Raw genomic sequence first — 17,469 nt, forward strand, 5'->3', positions numbered from 1 at the left:
CCAATGTTGAAATTAGAAACGAAACTAAAGGAAGAGCTCCTTGGTTGTGATGGAAGACTGGGGTTGGCCATTGAGATAGGGAATGAGCAATTTTTGTATCAAAGTGAGGCAGTCTTTCAATCGGCAAGTGTGATCAAGGTTCCGATTTTAATTGAAGGACTTCGGCAAAGTGATCAGGGGAAAATAAAACTGGACGAAGTGACTGCCATTACGAATAAAGTGGGCGGGTCAGGGGTTTTACAGGCACTTTCTGGTCATGCAAGGATGACAATCAAAGACCTAATGACCTTGATGATTACCGTTTCGGATAATACGGCTACGAATATGCTGATTGATCTATTGGGGATGGAGTCAATTAATTTAACAATGGAGAAATTGGGACTATCAAATACCGTGCTTAACCGGAAAATGATGGACTTTGAGGCCATAGAACGCGGCTGGGATAATTTTACAAGTCCGATCGATATGATTACATGTCTCAAGGCTGTAAATGAAGGTTCTTTTCTAGCGAAGGAAAGTAAGAAGGCCGCTTTAGAGATGATGAATAATCAGCAATTTCTTGATAAACTTCCCGCGATGATGGACCTTGATAAGATATTTGTCGCTAATAAAACAGGCGGTCTCCCAGGTGTCGAGCATGATTGTGCTGTCATCAAGTACCGGGGGAAAACTGCCTATATAGCGGTATTAATGGACAAACTTAATGATGTGTCTGCCGGCACACAAACGATTAGTAGAATTGGCAGGCGCCTTTACGAATATTTGCTAGAAGAAACATAGAATATTTTTGATGGGATTGATTTGGAAAAACTCCGGATCAATCCTTTTTCATAGAGAAAAACCCAAAATAATAAGGTAAAATGAAATCAAATGAATGGTGTCAGGCACCATAGATGTACAAATGTCCACCTATGATGGACACTATCGAGGCGGGAGTTTAAATATGAATTCGGTTAAATTAAATAAACGAATTGATGTGCTTGATTATTTGCGGGGGGGTGCGCTGCTGGGGATTATTCTGGTTAATATTATTCCCTTGTTGTCTGTTAATCCGCCTGCATCGGGCTCGGTGGATGCGGCCTATTGGAGGTTTTTATATTTATTTGTAGAGGGCCGCTTTTATACGATTTTTACCTTTTTATTTGGTGTTGGGTTTTATATTTTTATTACACGAGCCAATGCTAAAGGGAAAAATGGTTATGTCTTGTTTTTACGGCGAATCGCTGTGCTATTCCTTTTTGGCCTGATCCACGTAAGGTTTCACCCAGGGGAAGCGTTAACGGTTTACGCTATTTGTGGGCTGATGATTTTACCTTTTTACAAGGTACATAAAGTGATCAACCTTGTGCTTGGCGCAGTAATGCTGCTAGTTTTTAGTATTTTTGCGGCAAAAATCTTCATGGTTTTTCCACTGATGTTATTAGGAATTTCAGCCGGGCAATATTGCGTCTTTGAAGGGACTCCACGCCACTTGAAAAAGATAGCTATCTTTACGGGCATTATGTTTTTATTGAGTATGGCCGGTTTAATCTATCAATATCAGTATGCTCCATTTGTGTTTGGTAAGGCTACTACGACAGTCAATTTCCTAGAAATGCAACAGTTTTTAAGGATTGGGATTACAATCGGTCCGATTGTCTCGGCCTTTTATGCGGGTCTGTTGATTTTACTGGTGCAAATCCCCTTTTTTCAAAAAATACTTTCGCCTTTAAAAAGCTATGGCCGGATGGCGCTGACAAACTATGTTTCGCAAACAGCGCTAATCTTACTGGCTGGGAAGGTGCTGCATTTAAACAATCATCTGACGTATCTACAAACCCTTTACATATGCGTAGTCATTTATGTAATCCAGCTGATTTTCAGCACGATTTGGCTGCGGTTCTTCCGGTTCGGCCCATTGGAATGGATTTGGAGAGCGTTGACCTATCTTGAATTGCCGCGGGTACGGTGAAAGCGGCGGGAATTCCGCTTGGTCAATATGATGAATGGACACAGTCCCCCATGGCAGTTTCCTATTTGCACATTGGGGACTGACCACGATTATGTCTTGCAGAGTAAAATCAGGTAGGCTTGCCGAAGAGGCGGATATTATGTGAAGATGATGTTATTTCTCAATTTTCACATCATGTTCCTTTGCGAGTTTTTCTAATTTTCTTTGATATTCTCGAATATGCTTCCTTGCATCTGCCAGCATGTCATTGGCTTCTTGGATCATACCTGCGTCCTGCTCTTCTAAGGCCAGAACAATTTTAGCAAAGGCATTAAACTGGGTGTCCGCACCCTTAATATAAATCTCGTGAATGTCTTTGACCTCATCCGTTTCAATCTTAGCAGAATCCAGCTCTTTAATAAATTCTCGGTATTTGGGGATGATATCGTTCATTAACGCGTCGTACATCGCTTGGTCATCCTGATAATTTGCCCCCGAGACATTCTCATAGGCAGCCACTGCGGCGGCTTCCAATTTCCCCGCGTTCTTCATTTCTTTGTTCACATAATTAAGTAAGTCATCTTGCACCGGGTCACCGAAGCATCCCGAGAGTAAAAAGATAAAGGGGAAGACAATTGCCAATAGCCCTTTTTTCACTCCATACACCACCTCCTATGCCCAATCTATGTGGCTAAGGAAGTCCAATATGAGTTGGAAAAGCAATATTTTATCCGGACATTGAAGAGGACCGATCCAGTTAGTGGAAAGGTCCTTCACTTGCTAATGGATGAGAGTTTTCGCTGATCTCTGAAAAAATACAATCATTCATTCTATTATTGTCTTACCAATTTCTCAAGCTCCATAAACACCGCTTCATAATCTTCCTTTTTATCGGCTTTAAAAGAGGTGTTTGTAAAGCAGATCACTCCCTCTTTATTCACAACAAAAACAGATCGAACCGCTACCTCCCCTTTTTCATTAAACACCTTGTAGTCTTTAACGGTTTGTCTATGCCAGTCCGACAATAACGGGTAGGGCAGTGTTCCAAGGCTTGCGGCAAAGACATTATGCGAATGGATGTGATCGACACTAATGGCTAGCACTTCTGCATCTAATTGTTCAAATCGTTTATAGTTCTCTTTCCAAGAGGTGATTTCCTTGATTCAGCCGGGTGTAAAGTCCATCCCATAAAAGGCGACAACAACATTCTTCTGCCCTTTATAGTCTGATAATGAAATCTTTTCTTTTGTTGTTGCAGGTAATGAGAACACAGGTGCAACATCGCCAATATTTAAAGATGCTTCCAAGATACACACCCTCCTTAATATAGATTCGTCACCTCGTTATTCTCCCCATTTTTAGATGATATTAGCCTTTAGGTCACCCTTTGTTTCAACTACGACGTTTTTATTGATAGAAATTCTCAATTAGCATTGACACAAAAATTAGTACTGTTATAATCAAAAGTATAAGAATAAATGATAATGATTTTCAATGTCATTTGAAACACTAGAAAAAGAGAAATGTTGGGGACAGCGATGAAGAAACGATATTTATTTCTTGCGTTACTTGCTCTATCCGGGGTCTCACTGTTTGTTGGAGTAAGCAGCATTTCACCAATGGACCTCCTTGATGTTCAATCCGAGGAAACACAAATATTCCTTATCAGCAGGGTACCAAGGCTTGTGGCGATTTTACTTGCAGGGGCGGGGATGAGTATTGCCGGTTTGATTATGCAGCAGCTCAGCCGCAACAAATTTGTCTCACCGACAACGGCGGGAACTTTGGATGCCACTCGTCTCGGAATTCTCGTTTCGATGTTGTTGTTTGCGAATGCATCCATGCTGGAGAAAATGGCGGTTGCCTTTGCGTTTGCACTTGCGGGGACGTTTTTATTTATGCAAATTCTTGATCGCATTAAGTTTAAGGATGCTATTTTTATTCCACTTGTCGGGCTGATGTTTGGAAATATCTTGTCCTCTGTGACAACGTTTTTTGCTTATCGGGCGGATGTCATTCAGAATATGTCGGCATGGCTTCAAGGTGATTTTTCGATGATCATGAAAGGGCGCTATGAACTGCTATACATAAGTATTCCGATATTAGTTATTGCGTATTTCTATGCCAACCGCTTTACCGTTGCCGGAATGGGGGAGGACTTTTCAAAAAATTTAGGTCTTTCTTACCGAAGAGTCGTTAACGTTGGACTGGCGATTGTTGCTTTGATTACGGCAACAGTCGTGCTGACTGTCGGGGTGATTCCGTTCCTTGGCTTAATTATTCCGAATATCATTTCCATTTTTAAAGGCGATCACCTCCAAAAGACATTGCCACATACCGCCCTTTTAGGGGCAAACTTTTTGCTGGTTTGCGATATTTTGGGCCGGGTGATTATTTATCCATATGAGATTTCGATTAGTCTCATGGTTGGCGTCATCGGCAGTGGGATTTTCCTCTTTCTTTTATTTAGGGGAAAGGCCTATGCGTAATTCGATGAAAATGACCATATTGTCTTTGATCGCTGCGGGATGCTGTATTCTTTACTTATTTCATGATTTAAATGGCAGTTTTGATTATGCCCTGCCAAGACGGGCGATAAAAGTGATTGCCATGGTGATTACAGGGTTTACGATTGCCTATGCGACGGTTGTATTCCAGACGATTACCCATAATCGTATTTTAACACCGAGCATTATGGGGCTCGATGCTCTTTATTTACTCTTACAAACAGTGATTATTTTCTTTTTGGGGTCTGCCCATCTGATTGTCGTCAATAAACAGGTCAACTTTTTACTTTCTGTTGCCGTGATGATCATGTTTGCCCTTCTTTTATATCGATTTTTATTTAAAAAGGGCGGGCAATCGATCTATTTTTTACTGCTGGTCGGGATTATCGTCGGCACGTTTTTCTCAAGTATCTCAACATTTTTCCAGGTGCTAATTGATCCGAATGAATTTCAAATTGTCCAAGATCGGATGTTTGCCAGTTTTAATAATGTCAATTCGGATTTGGTATGGATCGCGATTATCATTGTTGGGCTGGTGATAATCTATGCGTGGCGTTTTGTAAAATATCTTGATGTTTTGTCGCTTGGCCGCGAGATGGCGATTAATCTCGGTGTTCCGTACGATACGATTGTGAAACAAATGCTTGTGATTGTGGCGATTTTTATTTCGATTTCGACGGCACTCGTCGGGCCGATTACATTTTTTGGCTTAATTGTCGCCAACCTGTCCTACCAATTTTTCAAAACCTACAAACATAAAGTGCTGATTAGCGGGGCTGTGGTTATGAGTGTCATCGCTCTAGTCGGCGGACAGTGGGTAGTTGAAAGAGTGTTTACTTTTTCAACGACACTGAGTGTGATTATTAACTTTATCGGCGGCGTCTATTTCATTTATTTACTACTGAAGGAGAGGAAAACGGCATGATAGAAGTGAGGACATTATCGAAGTTTTACGGGAAGAAGTCGGTTGTGGAAGATGTGACTGTCACTATTCAGCCTGGCAAAATCACCTCATTTATTGGGCCAAATGGTGCGGGTAAATCAACACTGCTGTCGATGGTCAGCCGCTTGCTTGATGCCGATTCGGGTGAGGTGCTGATTGACAAGTCGGATGTTCGCAAGTTGAAATCACAGGATTTTGCCAAAAGAGTATCCATCTTAAAGCAGTCGAATTATATGAATGTCCGCCTTACTATCCGTGAGCTTGTTTCTTTTGGGAGATTTCCATATTCAAAAGGTCATTTGACTGAAGAGGATGAACGGATTGTCGAGCAATCACTTGAGTATATGCACCTAACCGAAATGCAAGATAGCTTTTTAGATGAATTATCAGGCGGACAGAGGCAGCGTGCCTTTATCGCGATGGTGATTGCCCAGGATACAGATTACATTTTGCTAGATGAACCGCTTAATAATTTGGATATGAAGCATTCTGTTCAGATTATGAAAATTTTGCGCCGGCTGGTGGATGAGCTTGGAAAAACCGTTGTTATTGTGTTACATGATATCAACTTTGCTTCCGTTTATTCGGACCGGATTGTCGCGATGAAGGATGGCAGGGTCGTGAGGGACGGACCGACGGAAGAGATTATTCAGTCAGAGGCTTTGAGCGAAATTTACGATATGGATATTCCGATTAGAGAAATGGATAACTGTAGAATCTGTGTTTATTTTAATTCATAAAAAGGAGAGATGGGCAGATGAAAAAGTGGAGTTTACTGGGATTGATATTTACGATGATTTTTGTTTTAGCAGCATGTGGAGGGGGCTCCAACGAGGACGGCAAGGCGAAAACGGCATCTTCCAATAAAGCGGAAACAGCAGAGAAAATGACGATTAAGCATCAATACGGGGAGGCAGTAGTTGGAAAAAATCCTAAGAAAGTGGTCGTTTTTGATTTCGGTGTTTTAGATACCCTAGATGAGTTAGGTATCGAGGTCACAGGTGTCCCGCAGGCAACCATCCCTTCCTATTTGAAAAAATATGCCGATAAAAAATATACGAACGTCGGCAGCTTAAAGGAGCCCGATTTCGAAGCTGTTCATGCGCTGAAGCCAGATGTTATTTTTATCTCCACTCGTCAGGCGGAATTATATGACCAATTCGCGGAAATTGCTCCAACCGTTTATGTTGGCATTGATTATACCAATTATATGGATTCCTTTGAGAAAAATATGAACCTGATTGGAGGAATTTTTGGAAAAGAAGAGCAGGTTGCAAGCGAATTAAAAGATATTGAAGCTAGTGTTGAAAAGTTAAACAAAAAGGCGTCCACACTCAATCAAAAAGGGCTTATTGTCTTAGCTAATGAAGGAAAAGTGAGCGCCTATGGCCCAAGTTCCCGTTTCGGTCTTATCCATGATGTATTTGGCTTCGGTGCGGCGGATAAGAAAATAGAAGTCTCTACTCACGGTCAAAGCATTACATTTGAATATATTAAGGAGAAAAATCCCGACGTCCTTTTCGTTATAGACCGCGCAACAGCTGTTGGCGGGGAAATTGGGGCCAAGGAAATCGTTGAAAATGAGCTGGTTAAGAAAACATCAGCTTACAAGAATGATCGAATTGTTTACTTAGACGCGGATGCTTGGTACCTAAGCGGCGGCGGCTTAAAGTCTATGAAAGTAATGGCTAAAGAGATAGAAGCTGCATTGTAAAACAAAAGAATAACAATCATCATAACGCTTGGACCAACATGGTCCGAGCGTTTGTTTCATCTACAACCCAATAGTGTCCTCCCAGGGTGGACAAATGAGTGAAAATGTCTTTTTGTGGTGCCTGACACCAAGTGAAAAATAAATCTTTTCTTTATCTTAAAATTCTGTAAAATGGAGATTGAAGGAATAATTGATGTGTTTGGAGAGATCTCTATGTCGAAGTGTTTCCCTATTTTTGGAAAAGGAAATGAATCTGTTATTTTTAACCCTGATGAATTAATTGACCTTTTTCTTGATTGTACGGCAGATGGAATATGTATTGTCGATATGGAAAACCGGTTCATTCGGGTGAATCATATGTATACGAAAATTTTCGGCTATACTGAGGACGATGTCATTGGAAGAAGATTAGCGGAATTTCCTAATCCCGACATAGTGAAGGATATAATAGGGGCTGTCAAACTCGGCAAAACCTTCCATAATATAGTTACACAGCGTCTACATAAAGATGGAACAATTATTGATATAGCGGTTTCCTATTCCCCTTTCCGAAATTCAGCAGGAGAAATTATCGCCATCATTGCCATTTACCGTGATATATCAGAAAATAAAAATATCGAAAGAGAATTGAAAAGAACCCGTGAATTGTATAAATTAATTACGGAAAATACATCTGATATGATCAAGTTGTATTCGAAAGAGGAAAAAAGGATTGTCTATGCGTCTCCCTCCCACGAAAAAGGGATTGGGTATACCCCAAAGCAATTAGTAGGCCGGACTGTATATGATCTAATCTTACCAGAGGAAAAAGACCATTTTGAAAGAGTTTATCAAAAACTAATCGAAACAGGAGAACCTCAACTGCTTCAAGTTAAATTGCGAACTGGTGATGGTAAGGTAATTGATTCTGAGACGACGATTTCCCCCATATTTAATGAACAAAAGGAAATTGACTCCTATGTCACAGTTGGCAGGGATATTACCGATAGAGTGAAAAATGATGATGCGCTCCGTAATTTAGACAGGCTTTCAATCATTGGCCAGTTAGCGGCTGGAGTTGCCCATGAGATACGAAACCCTTTGACATCCTTAAAAGGGTTTTCAAAGCTTTTAAAAAGTACAACCAATAAAGAAAAGCAAGAAGATTATTTGTCGATTATCATGAACGAGTTAGACCGGATTGATATGATAGTAAATGAATTTATGTCGCTGGCTAAACCGGAAGCTATTCGATTTGAATGGGGAAATCTTTTTTCCATTTTGGATAGCACGGTTTATATCCTTTATCCGCAAGCCGTTCTTCATAATGTACAAATCAAAAACCACTATCAAAATAACGATATTGATTTACTTTGTAATCCTAATCAGTTGAAACAAGTCTTTGTTAACTTTTTGAAAAATGCGATTGAATCGATGCCCCATGGCGGAAACGTCTATATTGATGTTCAAAAAATAGAAGGCAATCGAGTCCTGATTAGTTTTAATGATGAAGGCATCGGGATTGACACTGGTGTTATCCCCTATTTGGGGACTCCGTTCTATACAACTAAGGATAAAGGAATCGGATTGGGCTTAACCGTCAGCAATAAAATCATCCAAGAACATAACGGCACCATGAAAATCGAAAGCAAAATTGGCCAGGGCACCACAGTAAAAGTAGAATTAGAATGTTTAATGAGGGAATAAGGGTGTCAGGCACCACTTGTGGACAATTGTCCTTTCACGGTGCCTGACACCCTTATTTTGTGTAACGGTTTGCATAGCTTGAGGCAACAAAGGCGTTTGGTTTGATTTTCGGTTCTACACCCATGGATTCAATTCGCGTCACCATCTCTTTAACAAATTCCCTGGTTTTATTTCGTTTGCCGGCCCCGATATCGATATGTCCTTCCATTGTAAAGGTTGCTCCATGGTAAAGATAGGGGAGCACAATATTGATTAATTCACTTTTTCTTTCCTCTGTAAACAGGGAAACAATTTCCTCAGTTAATGACAGTTCAAGGGATATCCGCTCATGTAATTGGGTCATTTTTCTTGGTACAATTACTTTCCTAATGCACGCCCAGACACCCTTCCCCTTATTTTGGATGACAATTCCAGTGATAAAAATGGTTTGAAATCTATGAACCTGGGAATCTGTTCCCACCATTAGGCGGTGATTCCCTCCTGGCTCCATCTTCATAAATGTAACAATCCGTTCAAAGACCTGTTCAAAAGACATTCTATTTTCCTGAAGATTTTGAAATGAATGGTGACAATCCTCGGATTTTTCCATATTAAAGCACCACATCTTTCCCTTCCATTTAAAAAAGTTTAGGTTCGAATCTTATTGTTATCTTATGGAAAGTGGTTTATTGTCGTGCAGCCATTGAATGTATTTGACCTTCTTTGAAATGTATGAAGAAAGATGGGTAAAAATGCAATATAGGGTCAATAAGGGTCGCGGGACAAAATTCCTTTATTCCTCTGCCAAAAAACAATTATATGCCTATCAATTTTTACCCCTGTCCAACATTAGATAAAGAAACAAGAATTATTATGAATAGGGATGGATGGAAATGGCAAAGAGAAACCGGGGAAAAACAATCAGCTACCTGCCTTCAAATGGACGGGGGACATGCCCACTATGTGGACGAACGGGAGTAAAACTCCTATATCCACATAAAACAGAAACAAACCAAACCATCAAAGTCTGCAAAAACTGCCGAAAGAAATAACATTGGGTGTCAGGTACCATCAGCGTGAGGCACTGTCAGCGTGTACACGGTGGGTGGACAAATGTGTTTTTGTGGTGCCTGACACCATTTGTGGACACTTATATTCCTGGGGTGGACAATGTTGATTTGCCATTTCATTAACATGTAATAATATCTTACCTGGTTCATAGAATAATAGTGTGTGGGATTTTGGATTACTTTTATCCTAGTTAGGACTTTTATTGATTGCTTTGTTAGGAGAAAGGTAGGATGGTGTTTTGTTGGTTAATATATTAGAGTAAATATAACTTAGTGAAGATTCATAATAGATAGTATTTATACATAATAAGGAGGATATGAATGAAGAAGAATAAGAAAAAGACAGTTGCAGGGCTTTTGGCTGTAGGATTGCTTACCACTATTCCGATGACCACTGGATTTGCTGAGGGTCCAAAATGGACAAACGTCAATGTATACGAAGAGCAGGATGGGAGCAAGTTTAATAGTGAAAACTATGACTTTGTAAAATTTTCGCAAATCGGCTCCAAGTTGAAGGACATTGAGAAGCAATCAAATCGGATCAAGGTCGAGGTACGCGGAACATCTGCGGATGGACATCCTTTGTACGTGGTCACCATCGCAGATCCCACTACACAAGGGAAGTTTGGAAAATTCCAAGCTCTAAGAAAACAAATGTTTAAAAATCCGGGGAAAGCCCAGGATTGGATTGCCAACAATCAGGATTTTAAAGTCCCAATCATGATCAACGGTTCCATTCATGGTACAGAGTTTGCCGGGAGTGACGCCATTCTTCAGTTAATTGAACGTTTTGCAACACAAAATGATCAAGAGACGAAAAATATTTTGGCAAATAACATTCTCATTTTTAATGTCGTGCAAAACCCAGACGGACGTGTGGATGCTACCCGTTTTAATGGGGAAGGAATCGACTTGAATCGTGACTTTATCACCCAGTCCCAGCCAGAAACGAAAGAAACCGTGGGGCTTATTAAAGAATGGAACCCGATGGTATTTTTAGATACGCATGGGTACGTGAAAAATTACAGTCCAAACCTGCAAGGCTTAATTGAACCATGTACACCGCCGCATAATCCGAACTATGAGTATGATCTATATAACAAGTGGGCGTACCAGCAGGCAGAAGCGATGGAAGCAAACATCATGAAGAATAAGGGGCAATTCTCAAGTAGCAACCTATATCAAAACATGAAGGGTGTCTACGTTCCTCAGCGGAATGACAAAGATGGATGGGATGATTATCCCCCAATTTTCACACCAATGTATGCAATGTACCATGGAGCTTACGGTCATACGTTAGAAACACCAACGAATGATTGGGATGGTGTCCGCTGGATGTACAATGCCATAATAGGCGCTCTGAATTTTGCTACAGAGAACAAACAAGCAATGATTACCGACCAAATTGAAATGTTTAAACGGGGCATCAATTTTGATCATCCATTCCATAAGGACGGGTTCTTCCCTAAAGCCTATATCCTTCCAGTTGATGAAAAGGATCCGACAGTAACGAACAAGGCGGTTAATCATTTAATCAACAACGACATTGATGTGGTTCAAGCGCCGAAAGCATTTGTTGTGGATGGAAAATCCTATCCCAAAGGGACGTATATCGTTAAGATGGATCAGGCAAAGGCTGGCTTAGCTAATACGATGCTTTGGGCTGGAGAAGATATTACCAACGATATTGCTGCAATGTATGATATTTCTGCATGGAGTTTACCGGAGCTTTGGGGCTTTAAAGCAGTGGCTACACAAAGTTCTGTTGATGTGACCACAACTAAGGTAAATAAAATTACGGAACAAGGTTCGGTTTCCGGCAAAGGTCCATTTATGATTCCGAACAGCTCCGTCAAAGCTGTTGAGCTAGTAAATACTCTTCTTCAACAAGGTGTTGTAGTAAAACGTGATGCAGAGGGCAACTTCTACACAGAAGAAGTTGCGAATAAAATCTCTGCTGCTGTGAAAGCATCCGGATTGCAGATTGAAAGTACCACAAAAGTACCAACTGGTGCAACTGCATTATCTAGTTTAAAAGTGGCTATTTTTAAAGACGGCGGGATGGGTAAAGTCCAGTCCCACAGCGGTACAAAGCTTGCCTTGGAACGACTAGGCTTCGACGTTGCCGAAGTGTCGCCAGTTGAAGTAGTCGAAAACGGCCTTAAAGGTTTTGATGCCTTTGTTTATAGTGGTACAGCTAGCTTGATTTCCTCAAACTTAAGCGCAGCCAACAAGGAATTTGGTTTACAGGACAAGGCACAAGAAGCAAAGTTAAAAGCGAACATTACAGACTTTGTTAGCAAAGGTGGAAAGTATGTTGCAGTAGGATCGAGTGCTTCACAGGCCACAAAAACACTCGGTTTAACGGATGACACCATTAATGCGGGAGGATCCAATAGTAATGGGATCGTAAAAGTCAACTATGACGGTACTGGTTTAACAGCTGGTTATGGTCAGGATGATCTTGGGTTTGTCTATCGTCCAACATGGTATAGCAATACTGGAAATGATAAGGTTGTCGCGGCCTATGCAAATACGAACGATTTCTTCGTGGCAGGCCATTGGAGAGGTAACACCTCTGCCAAAGGTCAGGCTGTTATCGTCAAAGAGCAGGATAAAGACGTGACCATGATTGGCTTGGAGGCAGGCTTCCGTGACCATACTGATTACCTGTTCCGCCTATTATCCAATGCGATTTTTGAAAAATAAAATGAAGAACAGGCCTGGTTCAGCGATGAATCAGGCCTTTTTGGTGCATCGAGGGGTTATTTATTTTAAAAATGGAAGTTAGCTTTAATTTCAAGGGGGCAAATAAAAAGGTTGACCCCGTAAGGTCAACCCCTTCTACAAGTTATTTAATTGTAATGCTTACAGAGTTATAGTTTTTCCCATTGCCGAGTGGATTGTAATTTTTCTCAATATTTCCAGCGGCGTCAACGGCAAACCAGTTGATGGTAGTTGTTTTAGCAACTTTCAATGTTTCGGCACCTTCACGGGTACCGCTTAATTTAATATGTGCCGATTCAAAAGTAGGACGGCTGCCGTCAAGAGTATAGTAGATGGTTGCTGCTTCACTTGTATCAAATTTTACATCAACCGGGCCTTGGAATTTACCATTGCCAGGTACCGCTTTAGTGGAAGGCGGCTGGTGGTCTTTTGCGTTGTTATACGCTACTTTAATCATTCCAATCAGGCCGTTGGAAAATTCCATCGCTTCTTCATGGCCTTCAGAGAAAGCTGGCTGGAATCCAACCCCTTGCCATTTTTTCGTGTCCTTATTCCATAAATCTGCCCCTACTTCGAAATCCCAGGCATAAATTCCTTTTTCGTACCATAGATAATCAGCGGAATTACCTGCTGCTGAGTAGAGAACATCAGGAACTGGACCGGTACGACTTGGGAGAATGACAGTACCGCGGTGGTCCTGAATGTCGTTTAACATGATATCCGATACGGCCCAGTAAAATGCCTCTTCGCCGGCAGTTGGACGTGGAAGTGTCTTGCGGTCTGGATCGTACGCACCTGGTGACCACATAAAGTAACCGCCGTAGCTGTGAATATTCATCGCAAACTTAATGTTCGTAAATTTGTCAGCCAGCCAGACAAGGTTTTTTGCTTCAGGTTCAGAGTTTTCAGCTGGTCCTGCATATGTGCCACTTCTACATTGTGTTGTAGAGGCACCGACAAATCCATCAAAAGCTGAGCCGACAGAGTGGTTTCGATTTAAGTCTACTCCCCAGGAAGTGCGATACCCAGGATCTGACTCAGCTGGTCCGCAATAATTTGTCATATTTTTCCTCTGTGAATTGTAATCATAGAAGCTGTAATGGGCTCCATCGGGATTCACAGATGGTACAAGGAAAATATCAAGGTTATTGACTAGCTGCTTTGTCTCGCCGTCGCTATTATAGTTGCGAAGCAGGCGTTCTGCTGTTTCAATCGTTACAAGAGGGGTTACCCATTCACGGGCATGTTCTTGGGCGTACCCTAGCACACCTGGTTTTGAACCATCACGATGTTTTCCGATGCGAATCGCTTTTACCGTAAATGGATCACGGGATATGTTTGCTGGGGCTTTTAATCCGTCAGTTAACTTCGCAGTTGTTGGTGCAACCACTCCCGCACCAGCGTTGCCGCGATATGTGGTCGCGGATACAAGTTGTTTTGCATCAGAGTTTATGGCATCGACCACTTGTTTTGCAGTAGTTATTATTTTACCTGATGAATCAGTAGCTAAATCTACTAAAATATTTTTACCCACTACAGTGACTTTCAGTGAAGCATTATTAGCTGCAGGAATCTTGAATTCTACCGATACATCATTTCCACCTTCATGTCCCCATGCTTTAGATGTCACCACAACAGATGTATTGTTAGTAGTTCCCATTTGAGCCTGGGCAAGGCGTCTATATCCATTTGTTTTATTTGGCATTTCGATGATTTCTACCAAGTCAGGGAACTCTTTCGCTAGTTTTTCAGCTCGTTCATATAATTCTGTTGGATCCATATAATGGTCCACAAAATCTTTGACATAATGTTTTTTTGGGTTACCAGGCTTGTCCGCACCGAGCCACTGCGTAACAGCACTGGTAGCCGTTCCACCTAAATTACTTGTTACTTTTACAGATGAAGGTACGGCGCTAACCGGTACTTCAAACCAGTGATACATATATTCTCCGTAATCCTCAAACCTGTTAAGTGTTGCTGATTTTTCAACGCCGTTCTCTGTCCAGGTAGCCGTTAGAGCCGTGCTTGCTGTAGTGCCAGCACTAGATTTTGCCTCGACATAAAGGAATGTCTCAGATTGATTTGTATAATGGTTGGCGCGGAGGATTTTAACGGTATCCTCGCTAGCAGTTAGACTTGCTTCGACTTGCGCAGCTGCCTGCCGCTCTGCCGTTCTAGCATTCCATTCCTTCTCCGTGATTAGAGTGTCTTTCACCTTAATACCAAATGTCTTTAACATGGCAATCTCAGAAGGTGTAACAACTGCATCCACTTCAAGAATTCCATTGTGTTCAGTAGCCCTGTGGGTAAGGTCAATACCCAGTTCAAGCAGCTTATCCTTAGCTTTCTGATTAGGAACCTCTAGTTGAACAACTGAGACTGATTCTTCCTGAGGCAGTGGCTGGTCAGGCTGCCCGACCGCTGAAGTTGGAGTACTTAGTCCAGGGTAGAACGTCGAGAAGCCTAGACCGGTTATGGCAGTCATAACCATTAAATTCCTTTTCCATTTCTGCTTTTTTATTCTTGCCAAAATACTGCACCCCCAAAATTCTCGTAAAATTTTAATACAAGCTCATTGTAAACTCAATTTTCGTGATATTTTGTCAAAATACCAAAGTATAAATCAATATTCGTCCTACAAAAATTTCAGAACTCGAAAAATTACCTATTATATTAAAAGATTAATTAATAGGAGGAATTAACTATTATAAAAGTCTACTGATTCTTGGGGAGGCTAATGATATTGTAGGTTTAGATTTGAAAGTCCTTATTTTGTAATACCTTCCATGGAGAAGTCAAGGAATGGGCAAGTTGTGGTTCCCGAAAAATGCTGTCGATTTTTATCGTTTAATGGAAAAGCACTCAATTAATTTTTCCACCAAGCATCGGTTCATGAACCAATTTCAATCTAATTGTCCACCGTGGGTGGACAATTGTATTTTCGCGGTGCCTGACACCACATCAATGGACACCACATTATTTTCAAGCACAAAAAAAGATTGAGCGAAAAATGTCGCCCAATCCTTTTTAATGTGATCTTCGATTATGATTTCCTTGAAACTCTTACGACATTGTAAATACTTGCGGCTAGACCGCCCCATATGATGACTATTCCCACAATCATCATTGTAATTGCGCTTCCTGACATGTTAGGCGACCTCCTTTTCAGTGTCTAAACTTACATTAGCTTTCCATTTCTTTCTGGACAATAGGATTCCTGCAACTAGGGTCACCGCCACGACTAGCAGCCCGGCCCACATAATAAGCGATGTAGGATAGCCTTCGTAATTTTTCTGTAGGTTTTGGCGGATGTTGTCAAACATCATAAACCCTAGAACAAGTGGTGTTATAACCCCAAGACATACCTTCCACCATGCCCCGGTACGTAAGTCGGAAATGGCGTTAGCATGTGATTGTAACCCACCCAAGCCTTTAAAGACCCAAGCCATTAAAACTACTTCAGCCAATCCAGCGGTTACGACCCCAAAGTTATTGATGAAATAATCAACTACATCAAGGAAATACAAGCCGCCATTTGTTGCGAAAAGTAAAGAAATGACAGTTGCTGTTAGCCCGCCCATCAATACCGCCTTTGTCCGTGATACATGGAATTTTTCCTGAACTCCGGCAACAAACGTTTCTACAATGGAAATGAGTGATGTCATCCCGGCAAAAACTAGCGAAAGGAAAAACAATATACCGAATAATCCATTCAGGCCTGGGAATTCATTAATAATGCTTGGGAAAACCACGAAAGCTAGCCCAATTCCGCTGCTAACCACTTCATCAATAGGTACTCCCTGCTGTTTTGCCATAAATCCTAGTGCCGCGAAAACCCCGATCCCAGCTAGTAGCTCAAAGCCAGAGTTGGCAAAGGCTGTAATAAACGCATTGTTATTAATATCTGATTTCTTTGGAAGATAGCTAGAGTAAGTAATCATGATGGCAAATCCAATTGATAAAGAAAAGAATATTTGCCCATAGGCGGCAATCCATACTTTTCCGTTTAAGATCATATCCCAGTTCGGCTTGAAAAAGGCATTTAATCCTTCAACAGCTCCGTCTAGGGTTAAGGCACGAACAACGATAATCATAAACATGATGACAAGAGTGGGAATGAAGATTTTATTCAGTTTTTCAATCCCTTTTGAAACACCACGATATAGAACAAACAGTGCAACGGTCCAGACAAATAGCAATGGAATCACAACGCCAGGAACCAACCCGCCAATCTCACCAGGCTTTGCGGATAGCTTTAATACTTTTCCAAACAAGAATTTATTAGGGTCTGTTCCCCATTGGGTACCGACTGAAAAAATAGCGTATTTAACCGCCCATGCAATGATGACGGCGTAATAGGTACAAATGACAAAGGAAATTAGCACCTGCCACCAGCCAAGCCATTCTGCTTTCTTATTGAAGCGGAAGAAAGAAAGTGGCGCCGATCCTCTATATTTATGACCAATCGTAAATTCCATAATCAAGATGGGAATTCCCGCGGTTAATAGGGCGAATAAATAGGGTAAAAAGAAAGCTCCGCCTCCATTTTCATATGCAACGGCTGGAAATCGCCAAATATTCCCCAATCCGACTGCAGAACCAACGGCTGCCATAATGAAACCGTACCTTGAACTAAACTGCTGACGTTTCTCCATAATAATATTCCTCCTATAGTTAAACCATTATTCAAAAGATTCAGATAACTATTTAATTATCTTAATATAACTTTAAATGTTCAGGGTGTCAAAAGGTATTTTGTCGAAACTTTGGTTATTTTAAAAATCCATTTGAAAAAACGGGATAAATAATGGTGGATTTTGGATGCAATATCAATTATTTTACTTTGTTAAAAACCAAATTTAAAAGGATTTTGAAATTACTGAAAAGAATTGAAGCGTTAGCTTGTTTTGATG

The 17,469-nt window shown here is 41.1% G+C and carries 15 protein-coding genes; 9 read left to right on the forward strand and 6 right to left on the reverse strand.

Annotated features, from left to right (window positions below; genetic code table 11):
* Positions 1-3 precede the first annotated feature (3 nt).
* On the forward strand, positions 4-780 hold the full coding sequence (locus BSO02S_RS15330; RefSeq protein WP_066069016.1) for a serine hydrolase: 777 nt from the start codon (positions 4-6) through the stop codon (positions 778-780).
* Positions 781-943: 163 nt separating this feature from the next.
* Positions 944-1,951 carry a DUF418 domain-containing protein gene (locus BSO02S_RS15335; protein WP_066069019.1) on the forward strand — a complete coding sequence of 336 codons (1,008 nt, stop codon included), beginning with the start codon at positions 944-946 and terminating at the stop codon, positions 1,949-1,951.
* A gap of 153 nt (positions 1,952-2,104) precedes the next feature.
* Here BSO02S_RS15335 and BSO02S_RS15340 read toward each other — a convergent pair whose 3' ends face one another.
* A complete protein-coding gene (locus tag BSO02S_RS15340) occupies positions 2,105-2,587 on the reverse strand; it encodes an EVE domain-containing protein (RefSeq protein WP_066069020.1) in 483 nt (160 codons plus the stop codon).
* Between the two features lie 176 nt (positions 2,588-2,763).
* A complete protein-coding gene (locus BSO02S_RS28025) occupies positions 2,764-3,246 on the reverse strand; it encodes a redoxin domain-containing protein (RefSeq protein ID WP_268876009.1) in 483 nt (160 codons plus the stop codon).
* 222 nt (positions 3,247-3,468) lie between these two features.
* Between BSO02S_RS28025 and BSO02S_RS15355 the strand changes: the two genes are divergently transcribed.
* From BSO02S_RS15355 to BSO02S_RS15375, 5 genes are all read left to right on the forward strand, one after another.
* Positions 3,469-4,419 (forward strand): ABC transporter permease, encoded by a 951-nt coding sequence (locus BSO02S_RS15355; RefSeq protein ID WP_066069028.1) that lies wholly within the window; start codon positions 3,469-3,471, stop codon positions 4,417-4,419.
* Entirely contained in the window at positions 4,412-5,362 is a 951-nt protein-coding gene (locus BSO02S_RS15360; protein WP_066069031.1) for an iron chelate uptake ABC transporter family permease subunit, read from the forward strand. The genes BSO02S_RS15355 and BSO02S_RS15360 overlap by 8 nt, the downstream gene beginning before the upstream one ends.
* Positions 5,359-6,120, forward strand: a complete 762-nt coding sequence (locus BSO02S_RS15365) for an iron ABC transporter ATP-binding protein (protein WP_066069034.1) — start codon at positions 5,359-5,361, stop codon at positions 6,118-6,120. Before BSO02S_RS15360 ends, BSO02S_RS15365 begins: the two co-directional genes overlap by 4 nt.
* Positions 6,121-6,137: 17 nt before the next feature.
* A complete protein-coding gene (locus BSO02S_RS15370; RefSeq protein WP_066069037.1) occupies positions 6,138-7,094 on the forward strand; it encodes a siderophore ABC transporter substrate-binding protein in 957 nt (318 codons plus the stop codon).
* A gap of 213 nt (positions 7,095-7,307) precedes the next feature.
* Positions 7,308-8,780, forward strand: a complete 1,473-nt coding sequence (locus BSO02S_RS15375; protein WP_066069040.1) for a PAS domain-containing sensor histidine kinase — start codon at positions 7,308-7,310, stop codon at positions 8,778-8,780.
* 52 nt (positions 8,781-8,832) lie between these two features.
* Here BSO02S_RS15375 and BSO02S_RS15380 read toward each other — a convergent pair whose 3' ends face one another.
* Positions 8,833-9,369 carry a ribonuclease H-like YkuK family protein gene (locus BSO02S_RS15380; protein WP_066069314.1) on the reverse strand — a complete coding sequence of 179 codons (537 nt, stop codon included), beginning with the start codon at positions 9,367-9,369 and terminating at the stop codon, positions 8,833-8,835.
* A 283-nt stretch (positions 9,370-9,652) separates the two neighbouring features.
* Here BSO02S_RS15380 and BSO02S_RS28720 point away from each other — a divergent pair, with 283 nt between their 5' ends.
* Both BSO02S_RS28720 and BSO02S_RS15385 read left to right on the forward strand, forming a co-directional pair.
* Entirely contained in the window at positions 9,653-9,811 is a 159-nt protein-coding gene (locus tag BSO02S_RS28720) for a hypothetical protein (protein ID WP_501193485.1), read from the forward strand.
* A 339-nt stretch (positions 9,812-10,150) separates the two neighbouring features.
* Positions 10,151-12,538: a M14 family zinc carboxypeptidase gene (locus tag BSO02S_RS15385; protein ID WP_066069043.1), complete on the forward strand. Its 2,388-nt coding sequence runs from the start codon at positions 10,151-10,153 to the stop codon at positions 12,536-12,538.
* Between the two features lie 142 nt (positions 12,539-12,680).
* Here the strand turns inward: BSO02S_RS15385 and BSO02S_RS15390 are convergent, their stop codons facing one another.
* The 3 genes from BSO02S_RS15390 to BSO02S_RS15400 form a co-directional block, all read right to left on the reverse strand.
* Positions 12,681-15,086, reverse strand: a complete 2,406-nt coding sequence (locus BSO02S_RS15390) for a M14 family metallopeptidase (protein WP_066069047.1) — start codon at positions 15,084-15,086, stop codon at positions 12,681-12,683.
* 513 nt (positions 15,087-15,599) lie between these two features.
* Entirely contained in the window at positions 15,600-15,704 is a 105-nt protein-coding gene (locus BSO02S_RS26400) for a methionine/alanine import family NSS transporter small subunit (protein WP_084375037.1), read from the reverse strand.
* Between the two features lies 1 nt (position 15,705).
* Entirely contained in the window at positions 15,706-17,211 is a 1,506-nt protein-coding gene (locus BSO02S_RS15400) for a sodium-dependent transporter (protein ID WP_066069053.1), read from the reverse strand.
* Positions 17,212-17,469: the final 258 nt, after the last annotated feature.

Origin of the sequence: Neobacillus soli NBRC 102451 (genome assembly GCF_001591665.1) — a bacterium.
GTDB classification, from domain to species: Bacteria; Bacillota; Bacilli; order Bacillales; family Cytobacillaceae; genus Neobacillus; species Neobacillus soli.